This is a genomic window from Streptomyces sp. KPB2, assembly GCF_003950055.1.
GTDB lineage: Bacteria > Actinomycetota > Actinomycetes > Streptomycetales > Streptomycetaceae > Streptomyces > Streptomyces salinarius.
In genome coordinates, this window is record NZ_CP034353.1 from 6,056,900 (window position 1) to 6,073,892 (window position 16,993).

15 protein-coding genes are annotated in these 16,993 nt (G+C 71.4%); 10 read left to right on the top strand and 5 right to left on the bottom strand.

Going from position 1 to position 16,993, the window contains the following annotated elements:
• The first annotated feature begins 4 nt into the window (after positions 1-4).
• The 4 genes from D1J63_RS27255 to divIVA all read left to right on the top strand — a co-directional run bounded on the left by D1J63_RS27255 (position 5) and on the right by divIVA (position 3,101).
• Complete coding sequence (locus D1J63_RS27255; protein WP_125632468.1) at positions 5-724, top strand: YggS family pyridoxal phosphate-dependent enzyme; 720 nt, start codon at positions 5-7, stop codon at positions 722-724.
• A 128-nt stretch (positions 725-852) separates the two neighbouring features.
• A complete protein-coding gene (sepF, locus tag D1J63_RS27260; RefSeq protein ID WP_102930922.1) occupies positions 853-1,494 on the top strand; it encodes a cell division protein SepF in 642 nt (213 codons plus the stop codon).
• Between the two features lie 82 nt (positions 1,495-1,576).
• Entirely contained in the window at positions 1,577-1,861 is a 285-nt protein-coding gene (locus D1J63_RS27265) for a YggT family protein (protein ID WP_007448661.1), read from the top strand.
• Positions 1,862-1,916: 55 nt separating this feature from the next.
• Complete coding sequence (gene divIVA / locus D1J63_RS27270) at positions 1,917-3,101, top strand: apical growth/hyphal branching protein DivIVA (RefSeq protein WP_125632470.1); 1,185 nt, start codon at positions 1,917-1,919, stop codon at positions 3,099-3,101.
• Between the two features lie 239 nt (positions 3,102-3,340).
• Here divIVA and ileS read toward each other — a convergent pair whose 3' ends face one another.
• On the bottom strand, positions 3,341-6,484 hold the full coding sequence (gene ileS / locus D1J63_RS27275; RefSeq protein WP_125632472.1) for an isoleucine--tRNA ligase: 3,144 nt from the start codon (positions 6,482-6,484) through the stop codon (positions 3,341-3,343).
• Between the two features lie 554 nt (positions 6,485-7,038).
• Here ileS and D1J63_RS27280 point away from each other — a divergent pair.
• The 5 genes from D1J63_RS27280 (at position 7,039) to D1J63_RS27300 (ending at position 11,652) form a co-directional block, all read left to right on the top strand.
• Positions 7,039-7,755, top strand: coding sequence for a TraR/DksA family transcriptional regulator (locus tag D1J63_RS27280; RefSeq protein WP_125632474.1), 717 nt, complete (start codon positions 7,039-7,041; stop codon positions 7,753-7,755).
• A 79-nt stretch (positions 7,756-7,834) separates the two neighbouring features.
• Positions 7,835-8,440: a signal peptidase II gene (gene lspA, locus D1J63_RS27285; protein WP_102930919.1), complete on the top strand. Its 606-nt coding sequence runs from the start codon at positions 7,835-7,837 to the stop codon at positions 8,438-8,440.
• Positions 8,441-8,536: 96 nt separating this feature from the next.
• Complete coding sequence (locus D1J63_RS27290) at positions 8,537-9,481, top strand: RluA family pseudouridine synthase (RefSeq protein WP_102930918.1); 945 nt, start codon at positions 8,537-8,539, stop codon at positions 9,479-9,481.
• On the top strand, positions 9,478-9,963 hold the full coding sequence (locus tag D1J63_RS27295; RefSeq protein WP_125632476.1) for a GNAT family N-acetyltransferase: 486 nt from the start codon (positions 9,478-9,480) through the stop codon (positions 9,961-9,963). The genes D1J63_RS27290 and D1J63_RS27295 overlap by 4 nt, the downstream gene beginning before the upstream one ends.
• A gap of 102 nt (positions 9,964-10,065) precedes the next feature.
• Complete coding sequence (locus D1J63_RS27300) at positions 10,066-11,652, top strand: Na+/H+ antiporter (RefSeq protein WP_125632478.1); 1,587 nt, start codon at positions 10,066-10,068, stop codon at positions 11,650-11,652.
• Between the two features lie 24 nt (positions 11,653-11,676).
• Here D1J63_RS27300 and D1J63_RS27305 read toward each other — a convergent pair whose 3' ends face one another.
• Positions 11,677-12,861 (bottom strand): mechanosensitive ion channel domain-containing protein, encoded by a 1,185-nt coding sequence (locus tag D1J63_RS27305; protein ID WP_125632480.1) that lies wholly within the window; start codon positions 12,859-12,861, stop codon positions 11,677-11,679.
• 106 nt (positions 12,862-12,967) lie between these two features.
• Here D1J63_RS27305 and D1J63_RS27310 point away from each other — a divergent pair, with 106 nt between their 5' ends.
• Positions 12,968-13,558 (top strand): dienelactone hydrolase family protein, encoded by a 591-nt coding sequence (locus D1J63_RS27310; RefSeq protein WP_102932677.1) that lies wholly within the window; start codon positions 12,968-12,970, stop codon positions 13,556-13,558.
• Here D1J63_RS27310 and D1J63_RS27315 read toward each other — a convergent pair.
• The 3 genes from D1J63_RS27315 to D1J63_RS27325 all read right to left on the bottom strand — a co-directional run bounded on the left by D1J63_RS27315 (position 13,543) and on the right by D1J63_RS27325 (position 16,961).
• Positions 13,543-15,216, bottom strand: coding sequence for an alkaline phosphatase D family protein (locus tag D1J63_RS27315; RefSeq protein WP_125632482.1), 1,674 nt, complete (start codon positions 15,214-15,216; stop codon positions 13,543-13,545). The genes D1J63_RS27310 and D1J63_RS27315 overlap by 16 nt on opposite strands.
• Before the next feature lie 125 nt (positions 15,217-15,341).
• Complete coding sequence (locus D1J63_RS27320; RefSeq protein ID WP_125632484.1) at positions 15,342-16,142, bottom strand: DsbA family protein; 801 nt, start codon at positions 16,140-16,142, stop codon at positions 15,342-15,344.
• 108 nt (positions 16,143-16,250) lie between these two features.
• On the bottom strand, positions 16,251-16,961 hold the full coding sequence (locus D1J63_RS27325) for a hypothetical protein (protein ID WP_125632486.1): 711 nt from the start codon (positions 16,959-16,961) through the stop codon (positions 16,251-16,253).
• Positions 16,962-16,993: the final 32 nt, after the last annotated feature.

Consider the following 16,993-nt stretch of genomic DNA (forward strand, 5'->3'; position numbering starts at 1 on the left):
GGGCATGACGGACCGTAAGCAGGAACTCGCCGCGAATCTGGCGAAAGTGGAAGAGCGCATCGCCGCCGCGTGTGCGGCCGCTGGCCGCCCGCGCGAGGACGTGACCCTCATCGTGGTCACCAAGACCTACCCGGCGGACGATGTGCGCATTCTCTCCGAACTCGGGGTGCGGCACGTCGCGGAGAACCGTGACCAGGACGCCGCGCCGAAGGCCGCCGCATGCTCGGATCTGCCGCTTTCGTGGCATTTCGTCGGTCAGTTGCAGACCAACAAGGTGCGTTCCGTGGTCGGTTACGCGGACGTCGTGCAGTCCGTGGACCGGGCCAGGCTCGTCACGGCCCTGTCCAAGGAGGCCGTACGAGCCGGCCGCGAGCTGGGCTGCCTGCTCCAGGTCGCGCTCGACGCGGGGGAGAGTGGACGCGGGGAGCGCGGGGGCGTCTCGCCGCAAGGAATCGAAGAGTTGGCCGACCTGGTCGCCGGATCGGACGGGCTCAGGTTCGACGGGCTGATGACCGTGGCCCCGCTCACCGGCGAGTACGCGGGACGCCAACAGGCGGCGTTCGAGCACCTCATGGATTTGTCGACCCGCGTGCGCCGAACCCATCCGGCTGCGAACATGGTCTCCGCAGGAATGAGTGCGGACCTCGAACAGGCCGTGGCCGCCGGAGCGACACATGTACGCGTCGGCACTGCGGTACTCGGAGTCCGCCCCGGGCTCGGGTAACGTCGCCAAGAAGTCGGACCACAGCAGAAAATATGGTCATTACCGCCGAAAGGCGGACGCAACGACCTCGTGGATCGCAGGCACTTGGAGTCGTCAGCAGATCCACCACAGAGCGGAGGACTCAGAGCATGGCCGGCGCGATGCGCAAGATGGCGGTCTACCTCGGCCTCGTGGAGGACGATGGGTACGACGGCCGGGGGTTCGACCCCGACGACGACTTCGAACCCGAACTGGACCCGGAACCCGAGCGGGATCACCGGCGCCACGAACCGGCGCACCAGTCACATGGTTCACATCAGCCCCAAAGGGACGAAGAGGTACGAGTCGTCCAACCGCCCGCGCAGCGCGAGCCCATGCCCCGTTCCTCTTCGCTCGCGGCGGAATCGAGTCGTCCGGCGCGCATCGCGCCCGTGGCGTCCATCACACAAGAACGCGCAAGCCTGGAAAAGAGCGCACCGGTCATCATGCCCAAGGTCGTGTCCGAACGAGAGCCCTACCGGATCACCACGCTTCACCCCCGGACCTACAACGAGGCCCGTACCATCGGGGAACACTTCCGTGAGGGCACTCCGGTGATCATGAATCTCACTGAGATGGATGACACAGATGCGAAGCGACTTGTCGACTTTGCGGCCGGTTTGGTGTTTGGTCTTCACGGCAGTATCGAGCGGGTGACGCAGAAGGTGTTCCTGCTGTCTCCTGCTAACGTCGATGTCACGGCGGAGGACAAGGCCCGCATCGCAGAGGGCGGGTTCTTCAACCAGAGCTGAGACGCACCACCGGCAGTGAGCAAGACACACGGATCCGACAACGGGTCCGAGAGATGGTTCAGGGGAGAGGGAAGCAAGGGTCATGAGCGTGGTCCTGGATGTCGTCTACATCGCGCTGATGTGCTTCCTCATCGTGCTCATCTTCCGGTTGGTCATGGACTACGTCTTCCAGTTCGCCCGCTCGTGGCAACCCGGCAAGGCGATGGTGGTCGTTCTGGAGGCCACCTACACTGTCACCGATCCACCGCTGAAGCTTCTGCGGCGGTTCATCCCGCCGCTGCGTCTCGGGGGCGTGGCGCTCGACCTGTCCTTCTTCGTACTGATGATCATCGTCTACATCCTGATCTCGATCGTGAGCCGGCTGTGATCGATGAGAGAGATACGGGCTTGCCGAATGCCGACGACAACGTTGAGGTGAAGAGATGCCGTTGACCCCCGAGGACGTGCGGAACAAGCAGTTCACGACCGTCCGCCTCCGAGAAGGCTATGACGAGGACGAGGTCGATGCCTTCCTCGACGAGGTCGAAGCCGAACTGACCCGACTGCTCCGCGAGAACGAGGACCTGCGCGCCAAGCTGGCCGCCGCCACGCGCGCGGCCGCGCAGAACCAGCAGAACATGCGCAAGCCTCCGGAGCCGCCGCAGGATCAGCAGCAGCAGCACCAGCAGCAGGGTCCGCCGCAGCAGGGCGGCATGCCCCAGCAGGGCATGCGAGGTCCCGGCGCTCCGGTGCCCGCCGGCATATCGGGCCCGCCGCAGCAGCAGATGGGTGGCCCCATGGGTGGTCCGCCCCAGCTGCCGAGCGGTGCCCCGCAGCTGCCCGCCGGCCCCGGCGGACAGGGTGGCCCGCAGGGTCCCGGCCCGATGGGCCAGGGTCCGGGGCCGATGGGCCAGGGCCCGGGTCCGATGCAGGGCCAGATGGGTCCCGGTCCGATGGGTGGCCCCATGGGCGGCCCGCAGGGTCCCGGCGGCCCCGGTGGTCCCGGCATGCCCGGTCAGGGCGGCCCGGGTGGCGACAGCGCCGCCCGCGTCCTCTCGCTGGCCCAGCAGACCGCCGACCAGGCGATCGCCGAGGCCCGTTCCGAGGCCAACAAGATCGTCGGCGAGGCGCGTTCGCGTGCCGAGGGTCTGGAGCGGGACGCCCGTGCCAAGGCGGACGCCCTGGAGCGGGACGCGCAGGAAAAGCACCGCGTCGCGATGGGCTCCCTGGAGTCCGCCCGCGCCACGCTGGAGCGCAAGGTCGAGGACCTGCGCGGCTTCGAGCGCGAGTACCGCACGCGGCTGAAGTCCTACCTGGAGTCGCAGCTGCGCCAGCTGGAGACGCAGGCGGACGACTCGCTCGCCCCGCCGCGTACGCCCGCGACGGCCTCGCTGCCGCCGTCCCCGGCGCCCTCGATGGCACCGGCCGGCGCGAGCGCCCCGTCCTACGGCGGCAACCAGTCGATGGGCAGCGGTCCGAGCCAGTCGGGTCCCTCCTACGGCGGTCAGCAGCAGATGTCGCCGGCGATGACCCAGCCGATGGCGCCGGTGCGGCCGCAGGGGCCGTCGCCGATGGGGCAGGCGCCTTCGCCGATGCGAGGGTTCCTGATCGACGAGGACGACAACTGAGTTGTAGTACGGCGTAGCCGTCGGCAACGTTCAGGGCGGGCCCCGGGTTTCTGACCCGGGGCCCGCCCTTGTGCGTACACCCAGCTGCGGGCAGTCGTGCCGCAGGGGCGGCACGGGTGGGCGCAGCGGCACCCGGCAAGCGCCGGGGAGCGAAACCCACCCTCGGCTCACACCGGCGGACAGCACTGGGCCCGGCGCCCCTCGCGTGAGGGAGGCCGGGCCCAGGTACTGCCAGGCGGCTACTGCTTGCGCAGGCGGAACACCAGGGACAGCCCCTCGTCCGTGAACGGCGCGCCGTACGTGTCGTCCGCCTCGCCCTGCGCGAAGTCCGTCGCCAGGACCTCGTCGGCGATCAGGCCCGCGTGGTCGGTCAGCGCCGCGATCGTCGCCGGGTCCGTGGCCGTCCAGCGCAGGGCGATCCGGTCGGCGACGTCGAGGCCGCTGTTCTTGCGGGCCTCCTGGATCAGACGGATCGCGTCCCGCGCGAGGCCCGCCCGGCGCAGCTCCTCCGTCAGCTCCAGGTCGAGCGCCACCGTCGCGCCCGAGTCGGAGGCGACGGACCAGCCCTCGCGCGGCGTCTCGGTGATGATCACCTCGTCCGGAGCGAGGGTGATCGTCTCGCCGTCGACCTCCACCGAGGCCGTGCCCTCGCGCAGGGCGAGGGACAGCGCGGCGGCGTCCGCGCCCGCGACGGCCTTCGCGACGTCCTGCACCCGCTTGCCGAACCGCTTGCCCAGCGCCCGGAAGTTGGCCTTCGCCGTCGTGTCGACCAGGGAACCACCGACCTCGCTGAGCGAGGCGAGGGACTCGACGTTCAGCTCCTCCGTGATCTGCGCGTGCAGCTCGGGGGAGAGCGCGTCGAAGCCCGCCACCGCGATCAGGGCGCGGCTGAGCGGCTGCCGGGTCTTGACGCCCGACTCCGCGCGCGTGGCACGGCCCAGCTCGACCAGGCGGCGGACCAGGACCATCTGCCTCGACAGCTCCGGGTCGATCGCCGTGAGGTCGGCCTCCGGCCACGAGGACAGGTGGACCGACTCCGGCGCGCCCGGGGTGACCGGCACGACCAGGTCCTGCCAGACCCGCTCGGTGATGAACGGGGTGAGCGGCGCCATCAGCTTGGTGACCGTCTCGACGACCTCGTGCAGGGTGCGCAGCGCGGCCTTGTCGCCCTGCCAGAAGCGGCGGCGGGAGCGGCGCACGTACCAGTTGGACAGGTCGTCGACGAACGCGGAGAGCAGCTTGCCGGCCCGCTGGGTGTCGTACGCGTCGAGCGCCTGCGTGACCTGGTCGGTCAGCGCGTGCAGCTCGGAGAGCAGCCAGCGGTCCAGGACCGGGCGGTCGGCCGGGGCCGGGTCCGCCTCGCTCGGCGCCCAGCCCGAGGTGCGGGCGTACAGGGCCTGGAAGGCGACCGTGTTCCAGTACGTGAGGAGCGTCTTGCGGACGACCTCCTGGATGGTGCCGTGGCCGACCCGGCGGGCCGCCCACGGGGAGCCGCCGGCCGCCATGAACCAGCGCACCGCGTCGGCGCCGTGCTGGTCCATGAGCGGGATCGGCTGCAGGATGTTGCCCAGGTGCTTGGACATCTTGCGGCCGTCCTCGGCGAGGATGTGGCCGAGGCAGACCACGTTCTCGTAGGACGACTTGTCGAAGACCAGCGTGCCGACCGCCATCAGCGTGTAGAACCAGCCGCGGGTCTGGTCGATGGCCTCGGAGATGAACTGCGCCGGGTAGCGGCTCTCGAACAGCTCCTTGTTCTTGTACGGGTAGCCCCACTGCGCGAACGGCATCGAACCCGAGTCGTACCAGGCGTCGATGACCTCCGGCACGCGCGTGGCCGTCTTCCCGCAGCCGTCCTGCGGGCAGGCGAAGGTGACCTCGTCGATGAAGGGGCGGTGCGGGTCCAGGGCCGACTGGTCGGTGCCGGACAGCTCGGTCAGCTCCGCGCGGGAGCCGACGACCGTGAGGTGGTCCTCCTCGCAGCGCCAGATCGGCAGCGGGGTGCCCCAGTAGCGGTTGCGGGACAGGGCCCAGTCGATGTTGTTGTTCAGCCAGTCGCCGTACCGGCCGTGCTTGACCGCCTCCGGGAACCAGTTGGTCTTCTCGTTCTCCTGGAGGAGCCGGTCCTTGATCGCCGTGGTGCGGATGTACCAGGACGGCTGCGCGTAGTAGAGCAGTGCGGTGTGGCAGCGCCAGCAGTGCGGGTAGCTGTGCTCGTACGGGATGTGCTTGAAGAGCAGGCCCCGGGCGTCCAGGTCCTCGGTCAGCTTCTCGTCGGCCTTCTTGAAGAAGACGCCGCCGACCAGCGGGACGTCCTCCTCGAAGGTGCCGTCGGGGCGGACCGGGTTGACCACCGGCAGGCCGTACGCGCGGCAGACCTTGAGGTCGTCCTCACCGAAGGCGGGGGACTGGTGGACGAGGCCGGTGCCGTCCTCGGTGGTGACGTAGTCGGCGTTCACCACGTAGTGCGCGGGCTCCGGGAACTCGACCAGCTCGAAGGGGCGCCGGTACGTCCAGCGCTCCATCTCGGCGCCGGTGAAGGACTGCCCGGTGGTCTCCCAGCCCTCGCCGAGCGCCTTCCCCACCAGCGGCTCGGCGACGACGAGCTTCTCCTCGCCGTCGGTCGCGACGACGTAGGTGACCTCGGGGTGCGCGGCGACCGCGGTGTTGGAGACCAGGGTCCACGGGGTCGTCGTCCAGACGACCAGCGCGGCCTCGCCGGCCAGCGGGCCGGAGGTCAGCGGGAAGCGGACGTAGACGGAGGGGTCGACGACCGTCTCGTAGCCCTGGGCCAGCTCGTGGTCGGACAGGCCGGTGCCGCAGCGGGGGCACCAGGGGGCGACGCGGTGGTCCTGGACCAGCAGGCCCTTGTTGAAGATCTCCTTCAGCGACCACCAGACGGACTCGATGTACTCCGGGTCCATCGTGCGGTACGGGTCCTGGAGGTCTGCCCAGTAGCCCATGCGGGTCGTGAGCTCTTCGAAGGCGTCGGTGTGGCGGGTCACCGACTCGCGGCACTTCGCGTTGAACTCGGCGATGCCGTACGCCTCGATGTCCTGCTTGCCGGAGAAGCCCAGCTCCTTCTCCACCGCCAGCTCCACGGGCAGGCCGTGGCAGTCCCAGCCGGCCTTGCGGCCCACGTGGTAGCCGCGCATCGTGCGGAAGCGGGGGAAGACGTCCTTGAAGACGCGCGCCTCGATGTGGTGGGCGCCGGGCATGCCGTTGGCGGTGGGCGGGCCCTCGTAGAACACCCACTCGGGGCGGCCCTCGGACTGCTCCAGGCTCTTGGCGAAGATCTTCTGCTCGCGCCAGAAGTCGAGCACCGCGTGTTCGAGCGCGGGCAGGTCGACCTGGGCGGGTACCTGGCGGTACTGAGGCGTTGTCATCAGCGAGCTTCCTCCGGCGGACGTGCTGCCTTCCGTCGGAGGGACGAGAGCCGTGCTCCCGCGGTACCACCCTCCTTGGCCCGGCCGGTGCGTCGTGTGCTCCGGTGAGCCCCCTCATTGGGGTCGCGAGCCGGTTCTACTCGCCGCGGCTGTCCTGCCACGGCTTTCTTCCGGCGGCTCCGGGGTGATCTTCACGTCGCGCTCGCCCCCGGGCTCACACCGTCCCCGGGTCGCTCTGGGCTGCTGACGCCGCTACTCGTCCCCATCCACGCTTTTCGCTGCGCCCAGTGTACGGCGCCGCGCGGACAGCGGCCGACCGGTTTTGGCGTGACCCGAATGCCGCCGTCCGAGGTCCGTCCCCCGGACGGACCGGCCGGGGGACGTTCCGGCGGATTACCGGGCGGGGAGCTGGGCACAACGCATGCATGCTCGCCGCGCGGCGCACGGTGGGCGGGCGAGTCGGGCGGCGTGCCCCGTTGCCGCGGGACCGGAGTCGATTTATCGTCCCAGCACGATTCGCGCGCAAGATCACAATATGTGAAGGGGCCGCGGCCATGGTGGCGAAGAAGAAGACGACGGCCGCGAAGCAGGGCGCCGCCGAGGAGAGTGCCGCGGAGCAGGACCCGGAGAAGAAGGCGGCGAAGAAGGCGGCGGCGAGGAAGAGCCCGGCGAAGAAGGCCGCGGCGAAGAAGACCGCGGCGAGCGCCAGCACGGCGAAGAAGAGCACGGCGAAGAAGAGCACGGCCAAGAAAGTGGGCGCGGCCGAGGCCGCGGAGCAGACGGGAGCCACGACGGTGGTTGCGAAGAAGACTCCTGGCACGGCCACGGCGGCCAAGACCGCTGTCCCCAAGGCCCGCGGCACCGCCGCGGACCCCGGCGAACTCGCGGTACGCCCCGGCGAGGAACCCTGGACCCCGGAAGAGGTCGAGGAGGCGCGGGGCGAGCTGCAGTCCGAGGCCGACCGGCTGCGCACCGAGATCGACTCCTCCGAGCGGTCGCTGCAGGGCATGATGCGGGACTCCGGCGACGGCGCGGGCGACGACGAGGCCGACACCGGCAGCAAGAACATCACGCGCGAGCACGAGCTGGCGCTGGCCGCCACCGCGCGCGAGGTGCTCACCCAGACCGAGCGCGCCCTGGAACGCCTGGACGCGGGCACCTACGGCCTGTGCGAGAACTGCGGCAACCCGATCGGCAAGGCGCGGATGCAGGCCTTCCCGCGGGCCACCCTGTGCGTCGAGTGCAAGCAGAAGCAGGAACGGCGGTACTGAGCCGGTACTGGCCAGCAGCCGGGACGGGTGGCGTGCCGTACCCTCGTCCTCAGTCAAGGACCTAGGCTGAGGGACTCACGTGGCAGAGGCGGAGCGCATCATCGGTACTCCGGACACCCCGGAAGCGGCGGGGGACGGGCAGGAGCGGCCCGACGCCGAGCAGGAGCAGACGCCGGAGCCGGCTCCGGAGCGCCCTCGGGGCAAGCGTCGGGTCGCCGTGCTGTTCGCGGTCGCGGTGTTCGCGTACCTGCTCGACCTGGTCAGCAAGATGATCGTGGTCGCGAAGCTGGAGCACCACGAGCCGATCGAGATCATCGGGGACTGGCTGCGGCTCGCGGCGATCCGCAACGCGGGCGCGGCCTTCGGCTTCGGCGAGGCCTTCACGGTCATCTTCACGGTGATCGCGGCGGCCGTGATCGTCGTGATCGCCCGCCTCGCGCGCAAGCTGCGCAGCCTGCCCTGGGCGATCGCGCTCGGCCTGCTGCTCGGCGGTGCCCTGGGCAACCTCACCGACCGGATCTTCCGCGCGCCCGGCGTCTTCGAGGGCGCGGTCGTGGACTTCATCGCGCCCAAGCACTTCGCCGTGTTCAACCTCGCCGACTCGGCGATCGTCTGCGGCGGCATCCTGATCGTGATCCTCTCCTTCCGGGGCCTGGACCCGGACGGGACCGTCCACAAGGACTGACCCGCACGGGGGGCCCGGTTGTCCACAGGGGCCCGATCGTCCACAGGGACTGAGCGCGCGTTCGGGCGGGCCCGGGCCGTCCGGCATACTCGACGGGTGAGCACGATTCCCGAGATCCGTACCCTGCCCGTGCCCGACGGCCTGGAGGGCGAGCGCGTCGACGCCGCCATCTCCCGCATGTTCGGCTTCTCCCGCACCAAGGCCGCCGAGCTGGCGGCGGCGGGGAAGGTGCAGGTCGACGGATCGGTGGTCGGCAAGTCCGAGCGGGTCCACGGCGGCGCCTGGCTCGAGGTCGAGATGCCGCAGGCGCCCGCGCCGGTGCAGGTGGTCGCCGAGCCCGTCGAGGGCATGGAGATCGTGCACGACGACGAGGACGTCGTCGTGATCGTCAAGCCGGTCGGCGTCGCCGCCCACCCCTCCCCGGGCTGGAACGGCCCGACCGTCATCGGCGGACTGGCCGCCGCCGGGTTCCGCATCTCCACCTCCGGCGCCGCCGAGCGCCAGGGCATCGTGCACCGCCTCGACGTCGGCACCTCCGGGCTGATGGCGGTGGCCAAGTCCGAGCGCGCCTACACCTCGCTCAAGCGCCAGTTCAAGGAGCGCACGGTCGACAAGCGCTACCACACGCTGGTGCAGGGCCACCCCGACCCGACCAGCGGCACCATCGACGCCCCCATCGGCCGCCACCCCCAGCACGACTACAAGTGGGCCGTCACCGCCGAGGGCAAGCCCTCCGTCACCCACTACGACCTCATCGAGGCCTTCCGCGCCGCCTCCCTGCTCGACGTGAAGCTGGAGACCGGCCGCACCCACCAGATCCGCGTCCACATGGCCGCCCACCGCCACCCCTGCGTCGGCGACCTGACCTACGGCGCGGACCCCACCCTCGCCAAGCGGCTGCGGCTGACCCGCCAGTGGCTGCACGCCGTCCGCCTCGGCTTCGAGCACCCCGGCACCGGCGACTGGGTCGAGTACGCCAGCGACTACCCCGAGGACCTCCAGCAGGCCCTCGACCAGGTCCGCGAGGAGACCTACGGATGAGCACCCCGAGCCCGGCCCCGGCCTACGAGATACGCGTCGCCGAGGACCCCGCCGACCGGGACGCCTGCTTCGCGGTGCGCAAGGACGTCTTCGTCGCCGAGCAGAAGGTCCCCGAGGACATCGAGTACGACGCCCACGACGCCGACGCGGTGCACGTCCTGGCCGTCCGCGCGGACGGCGTCCTGCTCGGCACCGGCCGCCTGCTGCACGGCGCGGCGGCCGCCGCGAAGAACGGCGACGGCGACCCGGCCGTCGGCTCCCTGGGCCGGCTCGCGGTGACCGCGGCGGCCCGCGGGCTCGGCGTCGGGGCCGCGCTGGTGCGGGCCGTGGAGGACGCCGCACGCGCGCGCGGCCTCACCGCCGTGGACCTGCACGCGCAGACCCACGCTCTGGGATTCTACGAACGGTTGGGGTACCAGGCGTACGGGCCCGAGTTCCCCGACGCCGGGATCCCCCACCGCGCGATGCGCCGCTCGCTGTAGCCAGGGCGCCGGACCGGCCGGTGGGGCCGGTGGCGTGGCAGGCTTGGGGCCGCCGGGTGAACACCCAGACCACAGCCCCTAGACCCCACCGGAGCGGTGACCGTGGATCAGCTGGCCCTGTTGTTCATGCTGTTGCTCGGGGCCCTGCTGAGCGTCCCGATCGGTGCCCGGCTCGGACTGCCGGCGCCGGTGCTGATGACCGTCCTCGGGATCGTCCTGGCCCTGCTCGACTTCGTGCCCAACGTCGACATCCCGCCCGAACTGATCCTGCCCGGGCTGCTGCCCCCGCTGCTGTACGCCGCCGTGCGGCGCACGTCCTGGCGGCAGTTCGCGGCCAACAAGCGCCCGATCTTCCTGCTGGCCGTCGCCCTGGTCTTCGTCACGATGGTCTGTGTGGCCTCCGTGGCCCACACGATCGTGCCGGGTCTGCCGCTCGCCGCCGCCTTCGCGCTGGGCGCGCTGGTGGCGCCGCCCGACCCGGTCGCCGCGACCGCCGTCGCCGGGCAACTGGGGCTGCCGCGCCGCCTGGTGTCCATCCTGGAGGGCGAGGGGCTCTTCAACGACGTGACGGCCATCGTCCTGTACCACGTGGCCATCGCCGCGGCGGTCGGCGGTTCCTTCTCGCCGTGGGAGGCCGGGCTCGACCTGGTGCTGTCCGCCGTCGTCGCCGTCGCGGTCGGGCTCGCCCTGGGCTGGGGCTCCAACAAGCTCATGAGCGTGCTGGGCGACCCGACCCTCCAGATCGGGCTGACGCTGCTGGTGCCGTTCGTGAGCTACGTCGCCGCCGACGAACTGCACGGCTCGGGCGTCCTCGCCGTACTCACCACCGCCATGTTCCTCGCCGAGTACGCCTCGGACGCCGACGACGTGATGACCCGGCTCGGCGGCCACACCGTCTGGGACGTGGTCGACACCCTGGTCACCGGGGTGGCCTTCGGGCTGATCGGGCTCGAACTGCACAACGCCGTCCGTACCGCCTCCGGCCGCTGGACCCAGCTGCTCGGCTGGGCGGCGGCGATCCTGGTCGTCGTCGTCCTGGTCCGGCTGCTGTGGCTGCTGCCGGCAACCTGGCTGACCCAGCGGCTGCACGCCCGGCGCGACCAGGACGAGGACATCCCGACCAGCTGGCGGGAGACGGTGGTCATGTGGTGGGCGGGGATGCGGGGCGTGGCCTCCGTCGCGCTCGCCCTGGCGATCCCGCTGGAGACCGACGACGGGGCGCCCTTCCCGCACCGGGAGGAGATCGTCTTCGTCGCGTTCGGCGTGATCATGGGCACGCTGCTGCTGCAGGGCCTGACGCTGCCCTGGCTGGTGGGCCGGCTCGGGGTGCGGGCGGACACCGAGCGGGAGCAGGAGTTCGAGCGGGGCCTGGCCCTGCGGGCGGCCAAGGCGGCCAAGCAGCGGCTCAAGGAGATCGAAGCGGTCGAGGAACTGCCGGAGGAGCTGTCCGAGCAGATGCTGCGGCGCGCCTTCGACATCGGCATACGCATCAGCCCGGACCTCGGGGACGAGGAGCGCCGGGAGGCGCAGGAGCAGCGGGCGCGGCGGATCAAGCGGGTCCGGCGCATCCAGGGCGAGATGCTGAGCGCCGCCCGGCACGAGGTGCTGGCCGCCCGCAGCGAGCCCGGCGCCGACCCGGAGATCGTCGACCGGGTCCTGCGCCACCTCGACGTGCGCAGCCTGCGCTGACCCGCGTGCGCGGGCCCGCGCGGGTCACCGGCTCCGGCTCTTCGTCGGCCGCTGCGTGAAGTGGCGGGACCCCGCGTCCGAGGGGCGGTGGTGGCCCGCGTCAGGGGAGCGGTGGGAGTCCGCGTCCGCGTCGGGGGAGCGGCGGGCGTGCGGAAGGTCCTCGTGCAGCGGGCGCGGCGCCGCCTGAGCCGTGTTGATCCGCGGCAGCGCGTACGGGTGCTCGTCGGCCAGCCAGCGGATCATCCCCTCGCGGACCGTGACCCGTACCGTCCAGATGTCGTCCGCGTCCTTCGCCGTCACCAGGGCCCGCACCTCCATGGTGTTCGGGGTGGTGTCCGTGACCGTCAGGTTGTAGCTGCGCCCGTCCCAGGCCGGGCACTGGCGCAGCAGGTCGCGCAGCCGCTCCCGCATCGCCTCCAGCGGCGCCGTGTGGTCGAGGTGCCAGTAGACGGTCCCGGTCATCTGCGGGGTGCCGCGCGACCAGTTCTCGAACGGCTTCGAGGTGAAGTACGACACCGGCATCGTGATCCGGCGCTCGTCCCAGGTGCGCACCGTCAGGTAGGTCAGCGTGATCTCCTCGACGGTGCCCCACTCCCCGTCCACCACGACCGTGTCGCCCATGCGCACCATGTCGCCGAAGGCGATCTGGAACCCGGCGAACAGGTTGCCCAGCGTGGACTGGGCCGCCACACCGGCGACGATGCCGATGATCCCGGCCGAGGCCAGCAGCGAGGCACCGGCCGCGCGCATCGCCGGGAACGTCAGCAGCATCGACGCCACGGCGACCACGCCGACGATCGCCGTCACCACCCGCATGATCAGCGACACCTGGGTCCGCACGCGCCGCACCCGGGCCGGGTCCCGCTCGGCGTGGGCGTGCGCGTACCGGGAGTAGGACGTCTCGACGACCGCCGCGGCGATCCGGACCACCAGCCAGGCCGCCGAACCGATCAGCGCCAGCGTCAGCGTCCGGCCGACCGCGGTCCCGTGCTCGGGGAACACCTCGGCCTCGACGTACGACCCTCTCAGCAGCGCCGAGCAGAGCACGATCTGGTACGGCACGCGGGCACGGCGCAGCAGCCCCCACAGCGGTGTCTCGGGGTGGCGTCCGTCGGCCTTGCGCAGCAACAGGTCGGTGGCCCAGCCGATGACCAGGGTCAGCAGAACCGAGCCGCCGACCACGATCAGCGGGCGGAGTATCGTCTCCATCCCTCGAACGTAACCGGCCGCGCGGGCCTGTGAACCTGTGACTTATCTCCCGCCGGGGGGCATCGCCGCGCGCCGCGTCGTCGCACCCGGCTGGCACCATGGCCTCATGAACATCGTGCTCTTTCACTCGACCCTCGGCCCGAGGCCCGCGGTGCGGCAGGCCGCCGACCGGCTGCGCGACGCCGGGCACCAGGTGTGGACCCCGGACCTCTTCGAGGGCCGTACCTTCGACACGGTCGAGGAGGGCATGGCCCACCAGGACGGGATCGGCCGGGAGGAGCTGCTGAAGCGGGCGGTGCTGGCCGCCGCTCCCTACTCGGAGCGCGGGCTGGTGTACGCCGGGTTCTCGCTCGGCGCCTCCATCGCCCAGACCCTCGCCCTCGGCGACCACCGGGCGCGCGGGCTGCTCCTCCTGCACGGCACCTCGGACCTCGCGCCCAACGCCTCGGTCGACGAGCTGCCGGTCCAGCTGCACGTTGCCGAGCCGGACCCCTTCGAGACCGACGACTGGCTCAGCGCCTGGTATCTGCAGATGGGCCGGATCGGCGCCGATGTCGAGGTGCACCGATATCCCGGCGCCGGTCACCTGTACACCGACCCGGAGCTGGACGACTACGACGCGGAGGCGGCCGAGGCCACCTGGCGGGTGGCGCTCGGCTTCCTCGAGACCCTCCAGGAGGCTCAGACCGGGGCGTAGACGCGCTCGACCCGCTGCGTGCCGCTGCGGGTGCGGTAGGAGCGGGCCCAGGCGGAGGTGGCGTCCGCGTCGGCGCGGTCGGAGACGACGTAGTAGTCCATCTGCGCCCGGTCCGCGGTGACGTCCAGCACGCCGTAGCCGTGCCGGTCGGTGTCGACCCAGTGCACGTGCCGGTTCGCGGCCCGGATCACCGGCGCCGCGATCGCCGAGACGGTGCCCTCGTGGACCTTCACGATGTCGTCGAGGTTGTCCGAGGTCACCGACGTGACGACGAACTCCGTGGCCGCCGACGCGGACAGCGGATAGGTCCCGGCGTTGTACGGCACGTCGTTGGCCCAGGCCATGTGGATGTCGCCGGTCAGGAACACGGTGTTGCGGACCGCGTGCGCGCGCAGGTGGGCCAGCAGCTCGCGGCGGTCGTCGGTGTAGCCGTCCCACTGGTCGGTGTTGAGGGCGATGCCCTCCTTCGGCAGCCCGAGCAGCTCGGCGAGCGGTCCGAGCAGCGAGGCCGGGAGCGAACCGACCGCGAACGGCGAGATCATCACCGGGTTGCCGACCAGCCGCCAGGTGGCGTCGGAGGAGGCGAGACCGGACTTGAGCCAGTCGAGCTGGGCGCGGCCGGTGAGGGTGCGGTCCGGGTCGTCGACCTCGCCGTTGCCGAGCGCCACCTGCTGCGAGCGGAAGGTGCGCAGGTCGAGCAGCGAGAGGTCGACGAGCTTGCCGAACCGCAGCCGCCGGTAGGTGGTGCCGGCGATCGCCGGGCGCACCGGCATCCACTCGAAGTAGGCCCGCTTGGCGGCACTCTGCCGCGCCGCCCAGGTCCCCTCGGCGCCCTCCGTGTGGTTCTCGGCGCCGCCCGACCAGGTGTCGTTGGCGATCTCGTGGTCGTCCCAGATGGCCACCACCGGCGCGGTGGCGTGCAGGGCCTGGAGGTCGGGGTCGGTCTTGTAACGGCCGTGCCGGATCCGGTAGTCGGCGAGGGTGAGGATCTCGTGGGCCGGGGCGTGCGGGCGCACGACGGTGTCACGGTTGGCGTACTCGCCGGTGCCGTACTCGTAGATGTAGTCGCCCAGGTGCAGCCAGGCGTCCAGATCGCCGCGGGCCGCGAGATGGCGGTACGGGGAGAAGTATCCGGCCTCCCAGTTGGCGCAGGAGACCACGCCGAAGCGCAGACCGGTGACGGCCGCGTCGTGCGCGGGGGCGGTGCGGGTGCGGGCGACGGGGGAGTCGGTGGGGCCCGCGGAGAAGCGGAACCAGTAGTCCGTGGCGGGCGCGAGGCCGCGGACGTCCGCCTTGACGGTGTGGTCGGAGGCGGCCGTCGCGGTGACGGTGCCCTTGGCGACGACGTTCGTGAGGGCCTTGTCCGTCGCGACGACCCAGCTCACGTCGGTGTCCGGGCCGGTACCGGACCCGGGTATGGCCTCGGGCACCGGGGTCACCCGGGTCCACAGCAGGATCCCGTCGGGCAGGGGATCGCCGGAGGCGACGCCGTGCAGGAAGGCGGGGGCCGCGTCGGCGGCGCCGGCGGGAAGGGCCGCGGCGAGCGGGGCGGCCAGAACGGCGCCGGCCGCCGCGGCCTTGACGACCGTACGGCGGCTCGGGGTCCGGGAGTTCGCGGATGTCTCGTTGTCTTCGGAGGCTCTGTGTCGACTGGTCACGGCCGATCAGGTTACTGATCGGTACGCGCGCGAGTGGGCGAACTCGCGAAAGTTCGCCCACTCGTCAGCCGGCGATCACCGGAATCGACGGACTCACGGACTCACGGAATCAAGGAATCACCGGGTCACTTGGTGACGCCCGCGTCCTTGAGCGCCTTCTGCCACGCGTCGGGCGTGCTCGGGGTCTCGACCACCTTGTCGTTGATCTTGATGGTCGGGGTCGACTGGACGCCGTCGGACTCGTCGAAGGACTTGCTCATCCGCATCGCCCAGGCGTCGTAGGTGCCCTTCTCCACGGCGTCCTGGAACTTCTTGTTGTTCTTCAGGGCGTCGACCGAGTTCGCCACCTTGATCAGGTAGTCGTCCTTGGCGAACTCGTCGGTCGACTCCTCGGGGTGGTACTTCGTGGAGTAGAGCGCCGTCTTGTAGTCGACGAAAGCCTCCGGGCTGACGTTCAGCGCCGCACCGAGCGCGCTCAGCGCGTTCTTCGAGCCCTCGCCGCCCAGGTTGCCGTCGAGGAAGGTGCCGATGGTGAAGGACAGCTTGTAGTCGCCGTCCTCCATGCCCTTGTTGACGCTCTCGCCGATGCTCTGCTCCATCGCCGCGCAACCCGGGCAGCGCGGGTCCTCGTAGAGGTGGACGACGTTGTCGGACTTGGACTCGCCCATGACGATCGTGGTGCCGTCCTTGCCGGAGGTGTTGGCCGGCGCCACCACCTTCGCCTCGGCGGCCTTCTCCCAGCCGGAGGGCTTGTTGCCCTGCACGACGGCGTAGCTGATGCCGCCGGCCGCCGCCAGCACACCGACGATGGAGGCGGCCACGACGACCTGCCGCTTGACCTTGTCGCGCTTGGCCTGGCGCTCGCGCTCCTGGCGCAGGCGCTCACGGGCCGCCGTCTTCGCCGCCTGGCTGTTCCGCTTGCTCATGATGATGATCTCTCCGGGGACGCGCACACGGGGGTGTGCGGAAGTACGTATGGGGGGACTGCCGTGCTCGGTGGGTGCTCGTGCGACTGCTGCGGCTCGGGTGCCGGGTCACACGAGGGCGGTCACCGGGCGCGGCGGTCCGCGACGTCCCAGGGAGTGCGTGAGGATCCGCTCACGGGCGCCGGCCGTGCGGCGGACCGGGGGCACCGGGCGGCGCGCCGCCGGGGCCCGGCGTGCGCTCACGGCCGCGACGGCGAGCAGCAGCGGCCGGAAGGTGGTCGCGGCCACCGCGCCGAGCAGCTGGGCCAGGGCCCGCTCGCCGCGCCGCAGCCAGGCCGCCGCGAGCAGCCCGACGCCGACGTGCGCGCCCAGCAGCAGCCAGGCGGTGCCGGGGTCGGCCTGGGCCAGCACCGATGCCATCCGGTCGGTCTCGGCCCCGGTGACCCGGGTCAGCGGGGCCGTCACCCCGGCGTGGATGCCGGTCCCGTCGCCGCACAGCACGTCGAAGCCGACCGAGCGCAGCGGGCCCGCGACGGGGCCGCCCGCCCGGCCGTAACAGACGTGCTGGCCGGTGGTGAAGACGGTGTCGGCGGCCAGCTCCAGCGGGATCAGCAGGGCGGCGATCCGCCCGAAGCCGCGCTCGCGCCGCCCGGCCAGGGCATAGGCGATCAGGAACACGGCGGCCGCGACGGCGGCCACCGTGGGCAGCGGCAGCGGAACCCCGGACAGCAGCACGTGCGACGCGGTGCTGAGGGTCACGGCGAGGGCCGTGAACAGCGCCGCGCGTACGGCTCTGAGCGGGGTTCCGGATATGTCCATAGCAGTAGAAGAGTGTGTCACGGGGTCCGGTA